Below are 18,782 nucleotides of genomic sequence, written 5' to 3'. Positions count from 1 at the left end.
CATCAGGCAGTTTTGCGTTTGCCCACAATCTTAGGGGACATTTAGCGGCCCCATTTATTTCTCACTTTTCCGCCTCATCATCGCGCGTTAATTTCTTTTCATAATCGCGTTTTACAATATCCAGCGCGCGCAGCACGGTGCGGGCTGGGATCTGATTTTCTTCCAGCAGCACAATCAAATCGACAGCCAGTTTGACATCGTCAGGGGCATTTTCAAGTGACATACTCTCTCCATTGCTAGCGGGTTAAGCGCGCTAGCCTGTTTTCGATTTTTTCCAGCGCATGGCGGCAGCGTGCCAGGCGCGCTTCATAGGCTTCCACTTCACGATGCAGCGTTTGCTGTTCCACGAGATCGGTCACCCGCACCAGGCGGGCTCTGCGTTCGGCAACCATCTCACGTAGCCGCCGCTCAAAATCCTGATGCTGAATACGTTTACGCTGCCAGCGGGCAATTTTCGGTGGCGCACTGTCCCACTCGCGCAATGACCAGGCGGAGGCTTCACGCGCGATGGCTTCCAGTTGTGCCGCCAGATGTTCCGCCAGCCAGGCCACTTGCGGCAGCTGTTGCTGCTCAACTGCATGACGAAGCGCAGCCAGATTATCGCCCGCCTCGTCGAGACAAGCCTGTAGTGTTGTCGCACGAGTCTGAAAAAGATGCCTGTCGAAACGAGCACTTAGCGTGGCGAACTGTGACACCGGGGCACAACGCTGACGCAGCGTAGCGAGCTGTCCTTCCAGTTTTTCCAGCAGCAGGGCGGTTTTCACGATAAGACCTCAATGAAAATGATAATTGTTATGCTAAAGTAGCCACTCTGTAAGCTGACAACACTCAATATGCAACGAATCATTTTAATCATCATTGGCTGGCTGGCGGTAGTGCTGGGTACGCTGGGCGTGGTATTACCGGTATTACCGACGACGCCGTTTATCCTGCTGGCGGCCTGGTGCTTTGCCCGTTCTTCCCCGCGCTTTCACGCCTGGTTGCTGTACCGCTCATGGTTTGGCAGCTATCTACGTTTCTGGCAGAAACATCATGCGATGCCGCGCGGCGTCAAACCGCGGGCGATTTTGCTTATTTTGCTCACGTTTGCCATTTCTCTGTGGTTCGTCCAGATGCCATGGGTGCGCATCATGTTGCTGGTAATTCTCGCCTGTTTGCTTTTCTATATGTGGCGAATTCCGGTGATTGATGAAAAGCAAGAAAAGCACTGAAGCACAACAATCGCAGTTGCAATTATTGCGTACAGCCAGTACATTCTGGCGTTTTCGAGCACAGGCGCAGGCGGTCAAAGGTTAAACAACTGTTACTTTTGATACGTTTAAAACGCGCCGTGAGTACCACCGTAACAAGCAGGCATACACTTATGACCGCGACTGCACAGCAGCTTGAGTATCTCAAAAATAGCATCAAAAGCATTCAGGACTACCCAAAACCCGGCATTCTTTTCCGCGATGTCACCAGCTTACTGGAAGACCCGAAAGCTTACGCTCTCAGCATCGACTTGCTGGTTGAGCGTTACAAAAATGCGGGCATTACCAAAGTTGTCGGCACCGAAGCGCGTGGCTTCTTGTTTGGCGCTCCGGTAGCTCTGGGTCTGGGCGTTGGCTTTGTGCCGGTCCGTAAACCGGGCAAACTGCCGCGTGAAACTATCAGTGAAACTTACGATCTGGAATACGGCACCGATCAGCTGGAGATCCACGTTGATGCCATCAAACCGGGCGACAAAGTTCTGGTGGTGGACGATCTGCTGGCAACCGGCGGCACTATCGAAGCGACCGTTAAACTGATCCGTCGTCTGGGTGGTGAAGTGGCTGACGCTGCGTTCATTATCAACCTGTTCGATCTCGGCGGCGAACAGCGTCTCGAAAAACAGGGCATTACCAGCTACAGCCTTGTCCCGTTCCCGGGCCATTAATTATCGCCAGTCTTGTGCTGCCCACGCTACGGACAGCACAAGATGTGCATTCAGCCTCGCCGTTCTGACGGGGCTGTGTTAGCATTACCCCTTCGTGAATCCACCTTCCAGCGTTTCAGAGCCTGCCAATGAGTTATCAGGTCTTAGCCCGAAAATGGCGCCCACAAACCTTTGCTGACGTCGTCGGCCAGGAACATGTGCTGACCGCACTGGCGAACGGCTTGTCGTTAGGGCGTATTCATCATGCTTATCTTTTTTCCGGCACCCGTGGCGTCGGAAAAACCTCTATCGCCCGACTGCTGGCGAAGGGGCTAAACTGCGAAACCGGCATTACCGCGACGCCGTGCGGCGTGTGCGATAACTGTCGTGAAATCGAGCAGGGGCGCTTTGTCGATCTGATTGAAATCGACGCCGCCTCGCGCACCAAAGTTGAAGATACCCGCGACCTGCTGGATAACGTCCAGTACGCTCCGGCGCGTGGTCGTTTCAAAGTTTATCTGATCGACGAAGTGCATATGCTGTCGCGCCACAGCTTTAACGCACTGTTAAAAACCCTTGAAGAGCCGCCGGAGCACGTTAAGTTTCTGCTGGCGACGACCGATCCACAGAAATTGCCGGTGACGATTTTGTCACGCTGTCTGCAATTTCATCTCAAGGCGCTGGATGTCGAGCAAATTCGCCATCAGCTTGAGCACATCCTCAACGAAGAACATATCGCTCACGAGCCGCGGGCGTTGCAATTGCTGGCGCGCGCCGCTGAAGGCAGCCTGCGAGATGCCTTAAGTCTGACCGACCAGGCGATTGCCAGCGGTGACGGCCAGGTTTCAACCCAGGCGGTCAGTGCGATGCTGGGTACGCTTGACGACGATCAGGCGCTGTCGCTGGTTGAAGCGATGGTCGAGGCCAACGGCGAGCGCGTAATGGCGCTGATTAATGAAGCCGCTGCCCGTGGTATCGAGTGGGAAGCGTTGCTGGTGGAAATGCTCGGTCTGTTGCATCGTATTGCGATGGTACAACTTTCGCCTGCTGCACTTGGCAACGACATGGCCGCCATCGAGCTGCGGATGCGTGAACTGGCGCGCACCATACCGCCGACGGATATTCAGCTTTACTATCAGACGCTGTTGATTGGTCGCAAAGAATTACCGTATGCGCCGGACCGCCGCATGGGCGTTGAGATGACGCTGCTGCGCGCGCTGGCATTCCATCCGCGTATGCCGCTGCCTGAGCCAGAAGTGCCACGCCAGTCCTTTGCACCTGTCGCACCAACGGCAGTAATGACGCCAACCCAGGTGCCGCCGCAACCGCAATCAGCGCCGCAGCAGGCTCCGACTGTACCGCTCCCGGAAACCACCAGCCAGGTGCTGGCGGCGCGCCAGCAGTTGCAGCGCGTGCAGGGAGCAACCAAAGCAAAAAAGAGTGAACCGGCAGCCGCTACCCGCGCGCGGCCGGTGAATAACGCTGCGCTGGAAAGACTGGCTTCGGTCACCGATCGCGTTCAGGCGCGTCCGGTGCCATCGGCGCTGGAAAAAGCGCCAGCTAAAAAAGAAGCGTATCGCTGGAAGGCGACCACTCCGGTGATGCAGCAAAAAGAAGTGGTCGCCACGCCGAAAGCGCTGAAAAAAGCGCTGGAACATGAAAAAACGCCGGAACTGGCGGCGAAGCTGGCGGCAGAAGCCATTGAGCGCGACGCGTGGGCGGCACAGGTTAGCCAACTTTCGCTACCAAAACTGGTCGAACAGGTGGCCTTAAATGCCTGGAAAGAGGAGAGCGACAACGCAGTATGTCTGCATTTGCGCACCTCTCAGCGGCATTTGAACAACCGCGGTGCACAGCAAAAACTGGCTGAAGCGTTGAGCACGTTAAAAGGTTCAACGGTTGAACTGACTATCGTTGAAGATGATAATCCCGCGGTGCGTACGCCGCTGGAATGGCGTCAGGCGATATACGAAGAAAAACTTGCGCAGGCGCGCGAGTCCATTATTGCGGATAATAATATTCAGACCCTGCGTCGATTCTTCGATGCGGAGCTGGATGAAGACAGTATCCGCCCCATTTGATCGTAAGCACAGCTTACGTTCGTCATCCTTAACGTGATTGAGAGAGAAACCTATGTTTGGTAAAGGCGGTCTGGGTAACCTGATGAAGCAAGCCCAGCAGATGCAAGAAAAAATGCAGAAAATGCAGGAAGAGATCGCGCAGCTGGAAGTTACCGGCGAATCTGGCGCAGGTCTGGTAAAAGTGACCATCAACGGTGCACACAACTGCCGTCGCGTAGAGATCGACCCGAGCCTGCTGGAAGACGACAAAGAGATGCTGGAAGACCTGGTGGCTGCAGCATTCAACGACGCAGCACGTCGTATTGAAGAAACGCAGAAAGAAAAAATGGCCTCTGTATCCTCCGGAATGCAGCTGCCGCCTGGCTTTAAGATGCCGTTCTGATGCAAACCAGCCCGCTGTTAACACAGCTTATGGAAGCACTGCGCTGTCTGCCGGGCGTTGGCCCGAAGTCGGCGCAGCGTATGGCGTTCACGCTGCTTCAGCGCGATCGTAGCGGCGGGATGCGTCTGGCGCAGGCGCTCACCCGGGCGATGTCGGAAATCGGCCACTGCGCCGATTGCCGCACTTTCACCGAACAGGAAGTCTGTAACATCTGTTCGAATCCGCGTCGTCAGGAAAACGGTCAAATCTGCGTGGTGGAGAGTCCGGCGGACATCTACGCCATTGAGCAGACGGGGCAGTTTTCAGGTCGTTATTTTGTGTTGATGGGGCATCTGTCACCGCTGGACGGCATCGGTCCGGATGATATCGGGCTTGATCGTCTGGAACAGCGTCTGGCAGAGGAAAAAATCACTGAAGTGATCCTCGCCACCAACCCCACGGTTGAAGGTGAAGCTACCGCTAACTACATTGCCGAGCTTTGCGCGCAATATGACGTGGAAGCCAGCCGAATCGCTCATGGCGTTCCGGTTGGCGGCGAGCTGGAAATGGTCGACGGCACCACGTTGTCACACTCCCTTGCCGGGCGTCATAAGATTCGTTTTTAAGCAAACGAGAGCAGGATCACCTGCTCTCGCTTGAAATTATTCTCCCTTGTCCCCATCTCTCCCACATCCTGTTTTTAACCTTAAAATGGCATTATTGAGGTAGACCTACATGAAAGGACAAGAAACTCGTGGTTTTCAGTCAGAAGTGAAACAGCTTCTGCACCTGATGATCCATTCTCTCTATTCCAATAAAGAAATCTTCCTGCGTGAGCTTATCTCTAACGCCTCCGATGCGGCGGACAAGCTGCGTTTCCGTGCGCTCTCTAACCCGGACCTGTACGAAGGTGATGGCGAACTACGCGTTCGTGTCTCTTTCGATAAAGACAAGCGTACGCTGACCATCTCCGATAACGGCGTGGGGATGACCCGCGACGAAGTGATTGACCATCTGGGGACTATCGCTAAATCCGGTACCAAATCATTCCTCGAATCCCTGGGTTCTGACCAGGCGAAAGACAGCCAGCTGATCGGTCAGTTTGGTGTTGGTTTCTACTCTGCGTTTATCGTGGCCGACAAAGTGACCGTGCGTACTCGCGCGGCAGGCGAAAAACCAGAAAACGGCGTCTTCTGGGAATCGGCTGGCGAAGGTGAATATACCGTTGCCGACATCACCAAAGAAGATCGTGGTACTGAAATCACCCTGCATCTGCGTGAAGGCGAAGACGAGTTCCTCGATGACTGGCGCGTGCGTTCCATCATCAGCAAATACTCCGACCATATCGCGCTGCCGGTAGAGATCGAAAAACGCGAAGAGAAAGACGGCGAAACCGTTATCTCCTGGGAGAAAATCAACAAAGCGCAGGCGCTGTGGACTCGTAACAAGTCGGAAATCACCGATGAAGAGTACAAAGAGTTCTACAAACACATCGCCCACGACTTTAATGATCCGCTGACCTGGAGCCACAACCGTGTTGAAGGTAAGCAGGAGTACACCAGCCTGCTGTACATCCCGTCCCAGGCTCCGTGGGATATGTGGAACCGCGATCATAAACACGGCCTGAAACTGTATGTTCAGCGTGTGTTCATCATGGACGACGCAGAACAGTTCATGCCGAACTATCTGCGCTTCGTGCGTGGTCTGATTGACTCCAGCGATCTGCCGCTGAACGTTTCCCGTGAAATCCTCCAGGACAGCACGGTAACGCGTAACCTGCGCAATGCGCTGACCAAGCGTGTGCTGCAAATGCTGGAAAAACTGGCGAAAGACGACGCGGAAAAATACCAGACCTTCTGGCAACAGTTTGGCCTGGTACTGAAAGAAGGTCCGGCGGAAGATTTCGCTAACCAGGAAGCGATCGCCAAACTGCTGCGTTTTGCTTCTACCCATACCGATTCTTCTGCGCAGACCGTATCTCTGGAAGACTACGTTTCCCGCATGAAAGAAGGGCAGGAGAAAATCTACTACATCACCGCAGACAGCTATGCGGCAGCGAAGAGCAGCCCGCACCTGGAACTGCTGCGTAAGAAAGGCATCGAAGTTCTGCTGCTTTCCGACCGCATCGATGAGTGGATGATGAACTATCTGACTGAGTTCGACGGTAAACCGTTCCAGTCGGTGTCTAAAGTTGACGAGTCGCTTGAAAAACTGGCTGACGAAGTTGATGAGAGCGCGAAAGAAGCGGAGAAAGCACTGACTCCGTTCATCGACCGTGTGAAAGCCCTGCTCGGCGAGCGCGTGAAAGATGTCCGTCTGACTCACCGTCTGACCGATACGCCAGCGATCGTTTCGACCGACGCGGACGAAATGAGCACTCAGATGGCGAAACTGTTCGCTGCGGCGGGCCAGAAAGTGCCAGAAGTGAAATACATCTTCGAACTGAACCCGGATCACGTACTGGTGAAACGTGCGGCAGATACTGAAGATGAAGCGAAGTTCAGCGAGTGGGTAGAACTGCTGCTGGATCAGGCGCTGCTGGCAGAACGCGGCACGCTGGAAGATCCGAACCTGTTTATTCGTCGTATGAACCAGCTGCTGGTTTCCTGATGTCATGCCGGATGACCTTTGTGTCATCCGGCATTTTTCTTTTCATCATCTGCACTTTCCGCAAATTATCTCGCCATTAACCGTTTCAGCCTCAGGTGCCTTTCTTGAGGCAATCGCCTGTTGGTGGTATCGTTTATCGCTTTTTCAAAAAATTCGACACATTTTAAGGGGATTTTCGCAATGCGTATCATTCTGCTTGGCGCTCCGGGCGCGGGGAAAGGGACTCAGGCTCAGTTCATCATGGAGAAATATGGTATTCCGCAAATCTCCACTGGCGATATGCTGCGTGCTGCGGTCAAATCTGGCTCCGAGCTGGGTAAACAAGCAAAAGACATTATGGATGCTGGCAAACTGGTCACCGACGAACTGGTGATCGCGCTGGTTAAAGAGCGCATTGCTCAGGAAGACTGCCGTAATGGTTTCCTGTTGGACGGCTTCCCGCGTACCATTCCGCAGGCAGACGCGATGAAAGAAGCGGGCATCAATGTTGATTACGTTCTGGAATTCGACGTACCGGACGAACTGATCGTTGACCGTATCGTCGGTCGCCGCGTTCATGCGCCGTCTGGTCGTGTTTATCACGTTAAATTCAATCCGCCGAAAGTAGAAGGCAAAGACGACGTTACCGGTGAAGAACTGACTACCCGTAAAGATGATCAGGAAGAGACCGTACGTAAACGTCTGGTTGAATACCATCAGATGACAGCACCGCTGATCGGCTACTACTCCAAAGAAGCAGAAGCGGGTAATACCAAATACGCGAAAGTTGACGGCACCAAGCCGGTTGCTGAAGTTCGCGCTGATCTGGAAAAAATCCTCGGCTAATTCGAAAGCGCGCACGGACAGTCCCCTCGCCCCCTCGGGGAGAGGGTTAGGGTGAGGGGAACAGGCCCGCACAAGCAAACTTATCAGCAATCTCAGGCCGGATATTCATTCGGCCTTTTACAAAAACCTCAATCTGCGCTATTCCTTTTTCTGATTTGACCTCTCACAGCAATTAGTTCTTCTTCCTCACTTTTCCGCTACAATTATCAACAAGTTGAATCGATAAGAGGCGGTAATGCGTCAGACTAAAACCGGTATCCTGCTGGCAAACCTGGGTACGCCCGATGCCCCCACACCTGAAGCGGTAAAACGCTATCTGAAACAATTTTTAAGCGACAGACGCGTGGTTGATACCTCACGGTTGTTATGGTGGCCATTGCTGCGCGGCGTGATTTTGCCGCTGCGCTCGCCGCGTGTGGCGAAGCTGTATGCCTCTGTCTGGATGGAAGGTGGCTCGCCGCTGATGGTTTACAGCCGCCAGCAACAGCAGGCGCTGGCACAACGTTTACCGGAGATGCCCGTAGCGCTGGGAATGAGCTACGGCTCGCCATCACTGGAAAGCGCCGTAGATGAACTCCTGGCAGAGCATGTAGATCATATTGTGGTGCTGCCGCTTTATCCGCAATTCTCCTGTTCTACGGTCGGTGCGGTATGGGATGAACTGGCACGCATTCTGGCGCGCAAACGTAGCATTCCGGGGATATCGTTTATACGTGATTACGCCGATAACCACGATTACATTAATGCACTGGCGAACAGCGTACGCGCTTCTTTTGCCAAACATGGCGAACCGGATCTGCTACTGCTCTCTTATCATGGCATTCCCCAGCGTTATGCAGATGAAGGCGATGATTACCCGCAACGTTGCCGCACAACGACTCGTGAACTGGCTTCCGCATTGGGGATGGCACCGGAAAAAGTGATGATGACCTTTCAGTCGCGCTTTGGTCGGGAACCCTGGCTGATGCCTTATACCGACGAAACGCTGAAAATGCTCGGAGAAAAAGGCGTAGGTCATATTCAGGTGATGTGCCCGGGCTTTGCTGCGGATTGTCTGGAGACGCTGGAAGAGATTGCCGAGCAAAACCGTGAGGTCTTCCTCGGTGCCGGCGGGAAAAAATATGAATATATTCCGGCGCTTAATGCCACGCCGGAACATATCGAAATGATGGCTAATCTTGTTGCCGCGTATCGCTAAAGCTGAGCGGTAAAGAACTGAGCGCCGTCGCGAAGAGCCTCGTCGGCGGTTTTCATCATCCGTGAATAATGCAAAAAGGCGTGCAGCGTGCCTGGGTAGAGTTTGAACTCACAGGGCTGCTGATGCGCCGCTAACGTCTGGTAAAGCAGACGGCTGTCATCCAGCAGCGGATCGAACTCCGCCCCGGCAATAAAACAGGGCGGAACTTCGCGAGTGAGATCATTATTAAACAGACAGTAATACGGCGACTCGCGGTCCGCGTCGTTGCTTAAATATGCCTCTTCGTACATCTGCAAATCCTGTTGCGTTAAGCCATCCCAGACACCGCCCAACAGACGACGAGTCACGGAATCCCGTAATCCGTAAAGCCCATACCACAGCAAAACGCCCGCAACTTTACCGCAATCGATCTGTTTATCACGCAACCACAACGCACTGGCGAGCGCCAGCATGGCACCTGCGGAATCACCGGCAAAGCCAATGCGGGACATATTGATTTGATAATCCTCCGCCTGCTGGTGGAAATAACAACAAGCAGCCACAATTTCCTCTATCGCTTGCGGAAAACGCGCTTCAGGTGAAAGGGTGTAATCAATACCAATCACCGTACATTGGCTGTAGCTTGCCAGCAGGCGCATGATGCGATCGTGGGTATCGAGATTGCCGAGAATAAAACCGCCTCCATGCAAATAAAATAGCGTCGCTGGGCTATCTGGCTGCGGACAAAAGAGACGTGTTTCCACCTGCCCATATTTTGTTGGAACCATGTAAGCTCTGGTTGCCATTTCTGGAGCGCCCGCATTCCAGAATCGGCGCTCAAGCGTGTAATACTGTCGTTGCTCAGCAATCGTTCCCGTTGCGGGCCAGGGCGGTAAATCCGGCTGAAGAGTATTCACAACGGTCTTCATTTCAGCAGAAATAAGGTCCAGAACAGGTAGTTTGTTTTCCGGCTTCATACAAAAACTCCTTTCAAATTACGTCATTGTAAGGAACCACTGCCATGAAAATGCGATCCCGCCTGCTGATATTGAAACTGGCTGCGTCTCGCGCGCTCCCGTCAGATTGTGTTAACATTCGCCGCTCAGTTAACCACCCGTAAAAACAACCATGAAATTTCCCGGTAAACGTAAATCCAAACATTACTTCCCCGTAAACGCACGCGATCCGCTGCTTCAGCAATTCCAGCCAGAAAACGAAACCAGCGCTGCCTGGGTAGTGGGTATCGATCAAACGCTGGTCGATATTGAAGCGAAAGTGGATGATGAATTTATTGAGCGTTATGGATTAAGCGCCGGGCATTCACTGGTGATTGAGGATGATGTAGCCGAAGCGCTTTATCAGGAACTAAAACAGAAAAACCTGATTACCCATCAGTTTGCGGGTGGCACCATTGGTAACACCATGCACAACTACTCGGTGCTCGCGGACGACCGTTCGGTGCTGCTGGGCGTCATGTGCAGCAATATTGAAATTGGCAGTTATGCCTATCGTTACCTGTGTAACACTTCCAGCCGTACCGATCTTAACTATCTACAAGGCGTGGATGGCCCGATTGGTCGTTGCTTTACGCTGATTGGCGAGTCCGGGGAACGTACCTTTGCTATCAGTCCAGGCCACATGAACCAGCTGCGGGCTGAAAGCATTCCGGAAGATGTGATTGCCGGAGCCTCGGCACTGGTTCTCACCTCATATCTGGTGCGTTGCAAGCCGGGTGAACCCATGCCGGAAGCAACCATGAAAGCCATTGAGTACGCGAAGAAATATAACGTACCGGTGGTGCTGACGCTGGGCACCAAGTTTGTCATTGCCGAGAATCCGCAGTGGTGGCAGCAATTCCTCAAAGATCACGTCTCTATCCTTGCGATGAACGAAGATGAAGCCGAAGCGTTGACCGGAGAAAGCGATCCGTTGTTGGCATCTGACAAGGCGCTGGACTGGGTAGATCTGGTGCTGTGCACCGCCGGGCCAATCGGCTTGTATATGGCGGGCTTTACCGAAGACGAAGCGAAACGTAAAACCCAGCATCCGCTGCTGCCGGGCGCTATAGCGGAATTCAACCAGTATGAGTTTAGCCGCGCCATGCGCCACAAGGATTGCCAGAATCCGCTGCGTGTATATTCGCACATTGCGCCGTACATGGGCGGGCCGGAAAAAATCATGAACACTAATGGAGCGGGGGATGGCGCATTGGCAGCGTTGCTGCATGACATTACCGCCAACAGCTACCATCGTAGCAACGTACCAAACTCCAGCAAACATAAATTCACCTGGTTAACTTATTCATCGTTAGCGCAGGTGTGTAAATATGCTAACCGTGTGAGCTATCAGGTACTGAACCAGCATTCACCTCGTTTAACGCGCGGCTTGCCGGAGCGTGAAGACAGCCTGGAAGAGTCTTACTGGGATCGTTAAGTTATCGTCGGTTCGTAGGCCAGATAAGGCGTTCACGCCGCATCTGGCATTTGGCTCTCGATGCCTGATGCGACGCTGGCGCGTCTTATCATGCCTACATATTTTTCATATTTTACATCCGGCAACCACCGTTTACCCCGTCACCACCTCACCCGCCGGTGGCGTTTCCAGCAGTTCCAGCATGGTACGGGCGATTTCACGCTCGCCCATCACTACCTGATTCGCACCACGTTCGGTGATATACGCCACTTCATCGTCATAATGGGCGCGGGCAATAATCGCAATATCCGGATTTTTCGCGCGGGCAGATGCCACAATCTCACCCGCTTCATAACCGTTGGGAATCGTCAGGATCAGCCATTTTGCACATTCCAGATGCGCCAGTTGCATAATTTCTTCGTTCGCCGCATTGCCCAATACTGCGCGGACCCCGCGCTCTCGCAGCTCATCAACACGGGTTCGTGACGTCTCAATCACCACCAGCGGAATATCAGAGGCGAGCAATTTCTCCCCCAGCAGGCTGCCTACACGACCGTAACCCACCAGTAGCGCATGGTTGCAAATATCCACTGGGATCTGCTTCTCTTCTTCGATTGCCTCTTCCAGCGTCTGCTCTTCCAGCGTTTCGGTCTTCGCCAGATATTTCTCCAGTAGTGCGAACAGTACCGGGTTGAGCATAATCGACAGGATCGCCCCTGCCAGTACCAGGTTTTGTCCGGCCTGCGGCAGTAAATTCAATGCCATTCCCAGTCCCGCCAGGATAAACGCGAACTCACCAATCTGCGCCAGGCTGGCGGCGATGGTTAATGCCGTACGTTGGGAGTGACCAAACAGTCGCACCAGGAAAAATGCGGCTAACGACTTACCAAACAGAATAATCGCCAGCGTCGCCAGCACTGCCAGCGGTTGCTGAATCAGAATTAACGGATCAAACAACATCCCGACGGAGACAAAAAACAGCACCGCAAACGCGTCGCGCAATGGCAGCGTATCGTGGGCGGCACGGTGACTCAGTTCAGACTCGTTCAGTACCATCCCGGCAAAGAACGCACCGAGTGCAAAGGAGACATCAAACAGCTCTACCGCACCAAAGGCAACCCCTAACGCCAGCGCCAGCACCGACAGGGTAAACAGCTCGCGAGAACCGGTTGCCGCGCTGCGTGCCATAATCCACGGCACCAGACGGCGACCTACCAGCATCATAATGGCGATAAATGCGATCACTTTGCCGATGGTGATCCCCATATCGACTGCAAGAGTGGCAAAGCCCACATCGCCCTGTTCCATCATTCCTGCCACTGCGGGCAGCAACACCAGCGTCAGAACCATTACCAGGTCTTCCACAATCAACCAACCGATGGCGATTTGCCCACGCTGACTGTCAATTAATTGCCGTTCTTCAAGTGCGCGCAGTAACACCACGGTACTGGCGGTGGAAAGACATAAACCGAACACGATACCGGTCATTAACGACCAGCCCAGCACGGCAGAGAGCGCCATACCCAGCAGCGTCGCCACGGCTATCTGGGCGATCGCACCGGGAATGGCGATGGCCTTTACCGCCATCAAATCCTTCAGCGAAAAGTGCAAACCGACGCCAAACATCAACAGAATGACGCCCAGTTCAGCCAGTTCCGGGGCAAGCTTGGTATCGGCAACAAAGCCCGGAGTGAATGGTCCTGCCAGCACACCCGCTAACAGATATCCCACCAGAGGAGAAATACGTAGTTTATTGGCCAGCATGCCGAGGATAAAGGCGAGCACAAGGCCGCCAACAATGGTGGTGATAAGCGGGGTGGCGTGATGCATTCCGTCTCCTTTTCCTGGTGGTTATTGTCCATTTTTGGCCGGGAAAACCAAAATTACAGGTAATAGTTTATGACAATTTCATTGATGATGTTCATGAATAATTATTGAATTTTGCAGAAAAATGGAATTAGCTGCAAAAAAAGCACGGATCGGAAAACAGAAGGCGGTTTAACAGAGGAAAGGCTTATGGCGACTGTAAAACGATGCAGCCAAAGTTTGCCTTTGGCTGCAATGAAATCAGTCTTTATGCCGGTTATCAGGCAGGAATATGGTCAACATCCCCAATAGTGGCAGGAAAGCACAGATTTTATAGACTAACTCGATGCTGGTGTGATCGGCGATAAGCCCCAGAACTGCCGCTCCCAGACCTCCCATGCCAAAAGCAAAACCGAAAAAGAGTCCAGAAACCATACCGATACGTCCTGGAAGCAGCTCCTGAGCGTAGACCAGAATGGCAGAGAATGCCGAAGCGAGGATAAATCCAATAATCACCGTTAAAACCCCCGTCCAGTGCAGGCTGGCGTAGGGTAAAATCAGCGTAAACGGCGCAACGCCGAGGATAGAGCCCCAAATCACATATTTCCGCCCAATTTTATCCCCTACAGGCCCGCCGATCACCGTACCTGCCGCAACGGCAAACAGGAAGGCAAACAGATGAAGCTGAGCATTCTGGATAGATAATCCGAATTTTTGCATCAGATAAAAGGTGTAATAGCTGCTGATGCTCGCCATATAGAAATATTTCGAGAAAATGAGGATTAACAGAATGCTGACCGCCAGTACAACTTTATTGCGCGGCAGTGGATTGATAATCGTCGCTTTGGGTTTTCCTTTATTCATTCGGTGCTGTGCCGAGTACCAACGGCTGATTTGCGCCAACACCACGATCGCCAGCAGTGCCGCAAGCACAAACCAGGCAACGTTGCCTTTGCCATAAGGCGCGATAATCACCGCCGCCAGCAAGGGTCCCAGGGAACTGCCAAAGTTGCCGCCGACCTGAAAGATAGATTGCGCCAGGCCATGCCGCCCGCCGGAAGCCATACGGGCCACGCGAGAAGATTCCGGATGAAAGACCGATGAACCGGTACCGACCAGCGCCGCCGCCAGCAGAACTGCGCCAAAACTGCCCGCCAGCGCAAGCAGCACCAGACCGCTTAAGGTAAAGCACATGCCAATTGGCAACGACCATGGCATCGGATATTTATCGGTCCAGTAGCCGACCACTGGTTGCAGTAGCGAAGAGGCGAGCTGGAAGGTGAGGGTTATCATGCCAATCTGCATAAATGTCAGAGAAAATTCTGACTGAAGCAGCGGATAAATCGCCAGAATCAGCGATTGGATCATGTCGTTCAGCAGATGTGAGAGGCTGATAGCACCTAAAATACCAAACGATGTTCGGGCCTTGGTCGTTGACGCAGCCGCGCCCGCCACAGGCTGGGGTTGTTCACTCATTGCCATAGGAAAGTCACTTTTTCAGGGTTGCGATGTAAAGAATGATCTTATTTGTGATTATTACCAGACTAACATACCTGTATGCGTCGTCTGAAGGAAGTCTCAACGCCGAATACAGAATTTCTAATCTGGATGCAGATTTATCTTCACCGGACGCAGACTTGTCTATGATGTCGCGTCATACTATTTTTCAACACGTTGAAATCAGGTCAGGGAGAGAAGTATGAAATTATTGCAGCGGGGCGTGGCGTTAGCGCTGTTAACCACATTTACACTGGCGAGTGAAACTGCTCTGGCGTATGAGCAGGATAAAACCTACAAAATTACAGTTCTGCATACCAATGATCATCATGGGCATTTTTGGCGCAATGAATATGGCGAATATGGTCTGGCGGCGCAAAAAACGCTGGTGGATGGTATCCGCAAAGAGGTTGCGGCTGAAGGCGGTAGCGTGCTGCTACTTTCCGGTGGCGACATTAACACTGGCGTGCCCGAGTCTGACTTACAGGATGCCGAACCTGATTTTCGCGGTATGAATCTGGTGGGCTATGACGCGATGGCGATCGGTAATCATGAATTTGATAATCCGCTCACCGTATTACGCCAGCAGGAAAAGTGGGCCAAGTTCCCGTTGCTTTCCGCGAATATCTACCAGAAAAGTACTGGCGAGCGCCTGTTTAAACCGTGGGCGCTGTTTAAGCGTCAGGATCTGAAAATTGCCGTTATTGGGCTGACAACCGATGACACAGCAAAAATTGGTAACCCGGAATACTTCACTGATATCGAATTTCGTAAGCCCGCCGATGAAGCGAAGCTGGTGATTCAGGAGCTGCAACAGACAGAAAAGCCAGACATTATTATCGCGGCGACCCATATGGGGCATTACGATAATGGTGAGCACGGCTCTAACGCACCGGGCGATGTGGAGATGGCACGCGCGCTGCCTGCCGGATCGCTGGCGATGATCGTCGGTGGTCACTCGCAAGATCCGGTCTGCATGGCGGCAGAAAACAAAAAACAGGTCGATTACGTGCCGGGTACGCCATGCAAACCAGATCAACAAAACGGCATCTGGATTGTGCAGGCGCATGAGTGGGGCAAATACGTGGGACGGGCTGATTTTGAGTTTCGTAATGGCGAAATGAAAATGGTTAACTACCAGCTGATTCCGGTGAACCTGAAGAAGAAAGTGACCTGGGAAGACGGGAAAAGCGAGCGCGTGCTTTACACTCCTGAAATCGCTGAAAACCAGCAAATGATCTCGCTGTTATCACCGTTCCAGAACAAAGGCAAAGCGCAGCTGGAAGTGAAAATAGGCGAAACCAATGGTCGTCTGGAAGGCGATCGTGACAAAGTGCGTTTTGTACAGACCAATATGGGGCGGTTGATTCTGGCAGCCCAAATGGATCGCACTGGCGCCGACTTTGCGGTGATGAGCGGAGGCGGAATTCGTGATTCTATCGAAGCAGGCGATATCAGCTATAAAAACGTGCTGAAAGTGCAGCCATTCGGCAATGTGGTGGTGTATGCCGACATGACCGGTAAAGAGGTGATTGATTACCTGACCGCCGTCGCGCAGATGAAGCCAGATTCAGGTGCCTACCCGCAATTTGCCAACGTTAGCTTTGTGGCGAAAGACGGCAAACTGAACGACCTTAAAATCAAAGGCGAACCGGTCGATCCAGCGAAAACTTACCGTATGGCGACATTAAACTTCAATGCCACCGGCGGTGATGGATATCCGCGCCTTGATAACAAACCGGGCTATGTGAATACCGGCTTTATTGATGCCGAAGTGCTGAAAGCGTATATCCAGAAAAGCTCGCCGCTGGATGTGAGTGTTTATGAACCGAAAGGTGAGGTGAGCTGGCAGTAATCCGAAAGTGCCGGATGTTTGCATCCGGCACAATGCTTAATCGCGGCGGGCGATATCAGCAAATTTGGCGTCGAGGATCTTTGCCAGATCGCCTGCCGCCAGTTCGATATCCAGTCCGCGCTTGCCGCCGGAAACATAAATAGTGGCAAATTCTTGTGCGGGGGCGTCGATAATCGTTGGCAGACGTTTTTTCTGCCCCAGTGGGCTAATCCCTCCAACCAGGTATCCCGTCGAACGCTGCGCGACCATCGGATCGGCCATCTCAACTTTCTTGGCACCCAGCGCTTTTGCTACTTTTTTAAGATCCAGTTGACCTGCGACCGGCGTAACGGCCACGGCAAGGTGTTTCATATCACCGTTCACTGCCACCAGCAGCGTTTTGTAGACCTGATCCGGATTCAAACCTAATTTTTTGACGACTTCATCGCCAAAATTGGTTTCAGCCGGATCGTGCTCGTAGGTATGGATTTGAAACGAAATCTTGTTTTTTTCGAGTAATTTAACTGCGGGTGTCATGGTAATTTTCCTGCCTTAAACAAAAAAACGAAGCAAGCATACGCCTGATGGCGGTCCAAAAAAAAGAGTCATCTTGCCTAAGAGTATTGGCAGGATGGTGAGATTGAGCGACAATCGAGTTACACCGTCGCTTAAAGTGACGGCATAATAATAAAAAAATGAAATTCCTCTTTGACGGGCCAATAGCGATATTGGCCATTTTTTTAGCGCAACATTTGCGGCAAATTCCCTTCTCCATACAGGTGTAGTGCACCGACCGCGACCACATATCGCCCCGGCGGCATGGCGCGTAATTTATCCCGCCAGGCGAGATTTCGCTGATGCATCAGCACATCGTACAGCGACTGACTGAACGTATTGGGCAGCGTTATATCATTATTTTGCGGAGGTGCATTCAGCCACCAGCTCATCATTTGTTGCAGCAACCGTGCGTTGGTATGCCAGTGGGTCAGCGTATCGTCCAGCAGCGCCAGTCCTTTGTCAGGGAGCTGGAGCAACATGGCAATCTGGTTTTCAGCCCCTTCCAGTTCAATCACGGGTTTATGTTGTTGTTTCGCCGCCTGCAATAGCTGGTAATCGATACCGTATTCTGCCCGCAGCCCCAGTTTTTGTGCCTGCGTCGCCTGAAGAACCATCGCGATTTGCCACAGCGGTTGGGTAGAAAAGAGCGAGGGAGAAATGCCCATCTCCTGGCTAATGTGCTGCAGGTTTTGGAGTTGCTCCTCGCTAATGCGCTCTTCCAGCGCCTCGCAGGCAGGCAAATTAGCAAAAGGCGTATCGCTGGTGGAAACATCCGCCTCGACGATCAGCGCATCGGCGTTTTTGAGCTTTTTGAGCAAACGGGTGGGCAGGGGAGCCATATCGTGGCTACCCATATGAATACTGCCAATCAGATGAAAATGGCGATTGCCGGGAAGGGTGATATCGATGGCAGGCCAGGTGTAATGATTACCGCGCAGCGCGGCCCAAAGCGTTTTTACCCGGTACAACAGATCCATACGACCTCCCTTTGTGAAATATCATGCTAGCGCGCGGGGAGGGATGGCGCAAATGGAGTTGGGGACTTGTTTAATGTGTTTGTATGATTCAGTATGTTCTTGTATCGCTATTCACAGGGAAGCAACAGTTAAAAACTATGAAACAGGCAACAAGAAAACCGACGACACCCGGAGATATTCTTCTCTATGAATATCTGGAACCGCTCGATTTGAAAATCAATGAGTTAGCAGAGTTGCTGCATGTTCATCGTAATAGCGTCAGTGCACTGATCAATAACAATCGTAAACTCACTACTGAGATGGCATTTCGTCTGGCGAAAGTTTTTGATACCACAGTCGATTTTTGGCTAAACCTCCAGGCGGCGGTTGATCTTTGGGAAGTTGAAAACAACATGCGCACCCAGGAAGAATTGGGACGGATTGAAACAGTGGCTGAATATTTAGCACGCCGTGAAGAGCGTACAAAAAAGGTCGCGTAAGGCCAAAACATCGCTTCATCTCGTAGGCCGGATAAGGCGTTCACGCCGCATCCGGCATCCGAGCACCATTGCCTGATGCGACGCTTACCCGTCTTATCAGGCCTACAAACTTGTGCCTGAACCGTAGGCCGGATAAGGCGTTTACGCCGCATCCGGCATCCGAGCACCATTGCCTGATGCGACGCTTACGCGTCTTATCAGGCCTACAAACCTGTGCCTGAACCGTAGGCCGGATAAGGCGTTTACGCCGCATCCGGCATCCGAGCACCAT

General features: G+C 52.6%; 18 protein-coding genes and 1 other annotated feature. Of the genes, 11 read left to right on the top strand and 7 right to left on the bottom strand.

Features of this window, described 5'->3' with window-relative positions:
- Positions 1-61: 61 nt before the first annotated feature.
- Positions 62-223 (bottom strand): pleiotropic regulatory protein RsmS, encoded by a 162-nt coding sequence (gene rsmS / locus AB4H76_RS17115; protein ID WP_000051146.1) that lies wholly within the window; start codon positions 221-223, stop codon positions 62-64.
- Between the two features lie 13 nt (positions 224-236).
- Positions 237-764, bottom strand: coding sequence for a primosomal replication protein N'' (gene priC, locus AB4H76_RS17110; RefSeq protein ID WP_000844876.1), 528 nt, complete (start codon positions 762-764; stop codon positions 237-239).
- Between the two features lie 69 nt (positions 765-833).
- Between priC and AB4H76_RS17105 the strand changes: the two genes are divergently transcribed.
- The 8 genes from AB4H76_RS17105 (at position 834) to hemH (ending at position 8,969) form a co-directional block, all read left to right on the top strand.
- The gene (locus AB4H76_RS17105) at positions 834-1,211 is read left to right on the top strand and encodes a DUF454 family protein (RefSeq protein WP_001188905.1); all 378 of its coding nucleotides are present in this window, start codon (positions 834-836) and stop codon (positions 1,209-1,211) included.
- Positions 1,212-1,363: 152 nt separating this feature from the next.
- Positions 1,364-1,915 carry an adenine phosphoribosyltransferase gene (apt, locus tag AB4H76_RS17100; protein ID WP_000127356.1) on the top strand — a complete coding sequence of 184 codons (552 nt, stop codon included), beginning with the start codon at positions 1,364-1,366 and terminating at the stop codon, positions 1,913-1,915.
- A gap of 128 nt (positions 1,916-2,043) precedes the next feature.
- Entirely contained in the window at positions 2,044-3,975 is a 1,932-nt protein-coding gene (gene dnaX / locus AB4H76_RS17095) for a DNA polymerase III subunit gamma/tau (RefSeq protein WP_000122010.1), read from the top strand.
- Positions 3,308-3,372, top strand: a sequence feature (DnaX frameshifting element). Its footprint overlaps the gene before it by 65 nt.
- Before the next feature lie 52 nt (positions 3,976-4,027).
- On the top strand, positions 4,028-4,357 hold the full coding sequence (locus tag AB4H76_RS17090) for a YbaB/EbfC family nucleoid-associated protein (protein WP_000467098.1): 330 nt from the start codon (positions 4,028-4,030) through the stop codon (positions 4,355-4,357).
- Positions 4,357-4,962, top strand: coding sequence for a recombination mediator RecR (gene recR, locus AB4H76_RS17085; protein ID WP_001195025.1), 606 nt, complete (start codon positions 4,357-4,359; stop codon positions 4,960-4,962). Before AB4H76_RS17090 ends, recR begins: the two co-directional genes overlap by 1 nt.
- Before the next feature lie 109 nt (positions 4,963-5,071).
- Positions 5,072-6,946, top strand: coding sequence for a molecular chaperone HtpG (gene htpG / locus AB4H76_RS17080; protein ID WP_000678201.1), 1,875 nt, complete (start codon positions 5,072-5,074; stop codon positions 6,944-6,946).
- A 180-nt stretch (positions 6,947-7,126) separates the two neighbouring features.
- Positions 7,127-7,771: an adenylate kinase gene (gene adk, locus AB4H76_RS17075; protein WP_001220233.1), complete on the top strand. Its 645-nt coding sequence runs from the start codon at positions 7,127-7,129 to the stop codon at positions 7,769-7,771.
- A 235-nt stretch (positions 7,772-8,006) separates the two neighbouring features.
- Positions 8,007-8,969 (top strand): ferrochelatase, encoded by a 963-nt coding sequence (hemH, locus tag AB4H76_RS17070; RefSeq protein ID WP_001250103.1) that lies wholly within the window; start codon positions 8,007-8,009, stop codon positions 8,967-8,969.
- Here the strand turns inward: hemH and aes are convergent.
- Positions 8,966-9,925, bottom strand: coding sequence for an acetyl esterase (gene aes / locus AB4H76_RS17065; protein ID WP_000801813.1), 960 nt, complete (start codon positions 9,923-9,925; stop codon positions 8,966-8,968). The two genes, hemH and aes, sit on opposite strands and share 4 nt — an antisense overlap.
- A gap of 151 nt (positions 9,926-10,076) precedes the next feature.
- Between aes and gsk the strand changes: the two genes are divergently transcribed.
- Positions 10,077-11,381, top strand: a complete 1,305-nt coding sequence (gene gsk / locus AB4H76_RS17060) for an inosine/guanosine kinase (protein WP_000671574.1) — start codon at positions 10,077-10,079, stop codon at positions 11,379-11,381.
- 132 nt (positions 11,382-11,513) lie between these two features.
- Here gsk and ybaL read toward each other — a convergent pair whose 3' ends face one another.
- Together ybaL and fsr are read right to left on the bottom strand one after the other, a co-directional pair.
- Complete coding sequence (gene ybaL / locus AB4H76_RS17055) at positions 11,514-13,190, bottom strand: YbaL family putative K(+) efflux transporter (RefSeq protein WP_077491504.1); 1,677 nt, start codon at positions 13,188-13,190, stop codon at positions 11,514-11,516.
- Positions 13,191-13,427: 237 nt separating this feature from the next.
- Complete coding sequence (fsr, locus tag AB4H76_RS17050; RefSeq protein WP_001251608.1) at positions 13,428-14,648, bottom strand: fosmidomycin MFS transporter; 1,221 nt, start codon at positions 14,646-14,648, stop codon at positions 13,428-13,430.
- Positions 14,649-14,865: 217 nt separating this feature from the next.
- Here fsr and ushA point away from each other — a divergent pair, with 217 nt between their 5' ends.
- Positions 14,866-16,518 carry a bifunctional UDP-sugar hydrolase/5'-nucleotidase gene (ushA, locus tag AB4H76_RS17045; protein WP_000771748.1) on the top strand — a complete coding sequence of 551 codons (1,653 nt, stop codon included), beginning with the start codon at positions 14,866-14,868 and terminating at the stop codon, positions 16,516-16,518.
- A 36-nt stretch (positions 16,519-16,554) separates the two neighbouring features.
- Here the strand turns inward: ushA and ybaK are convergent, their stop codons facing one another.
- Both ybaK and AB4H76_RS17035 read right to left on the bottom strand, forming a co-directional pair.
- On the bottom strand, positions 16,555-17,034 hold the full coding sequence (ybaK, locus tag AB4H76_RS17040; RefSeq protein WP_000186631.1) for a Cys-tRNA(Pro)/Cys-tRNA(Cys) deacylase YbaK: 480 nt from the start codon (positions 17,032-17,034) through the stop codon (positions 16,555-16,557).
- 203 nt (positions 17,035-17,237) lie between these two features.
- Positions 17,238-18,032 (bottom strand): TraB/GumN family protein, encoded by a 795-nt coding sequence (locus AB4H76_RS17035; RefSeq protein WP_000365173.1) that lies wholly within the window; start codon positions 18,030-18,032, stop codon positions 17,238-17,240.
- Positions 18,033-18,169: 137 nt separating this feature from the next.
- Between AB4H76_RS17035 and AB4H76_RS17030 the strand changes: the two genes are divergently transcribed.
- Positions 18,170-18,511, top strand: coding sequence for a HigA family addiction module antitoxin (locus tag AB4H76_RS17030; RefSeq protein WP_001338329.1), 342 nt, complete (start codon positions 18,170-18,172; stop codon positions 18,509-18,511).
- Positions 18,512-18,782 lie beyond the last annotated feature (271 nt).

Origin of the sequence: Escherichia sp. UTM R2 (genome assembly GCF_048593455.1) — a bacterium.
GTDB lineage: Bacteria > Pseudomonadota > Gammaproteobacteria > Enterobacterales > Enterobacteriaceae > Escherichia > Escherichia coli.
Note: the sequence above shows the minus strand (reverse complement) of the source record. Positions and strands in the feature narration are given on the sequence as shown.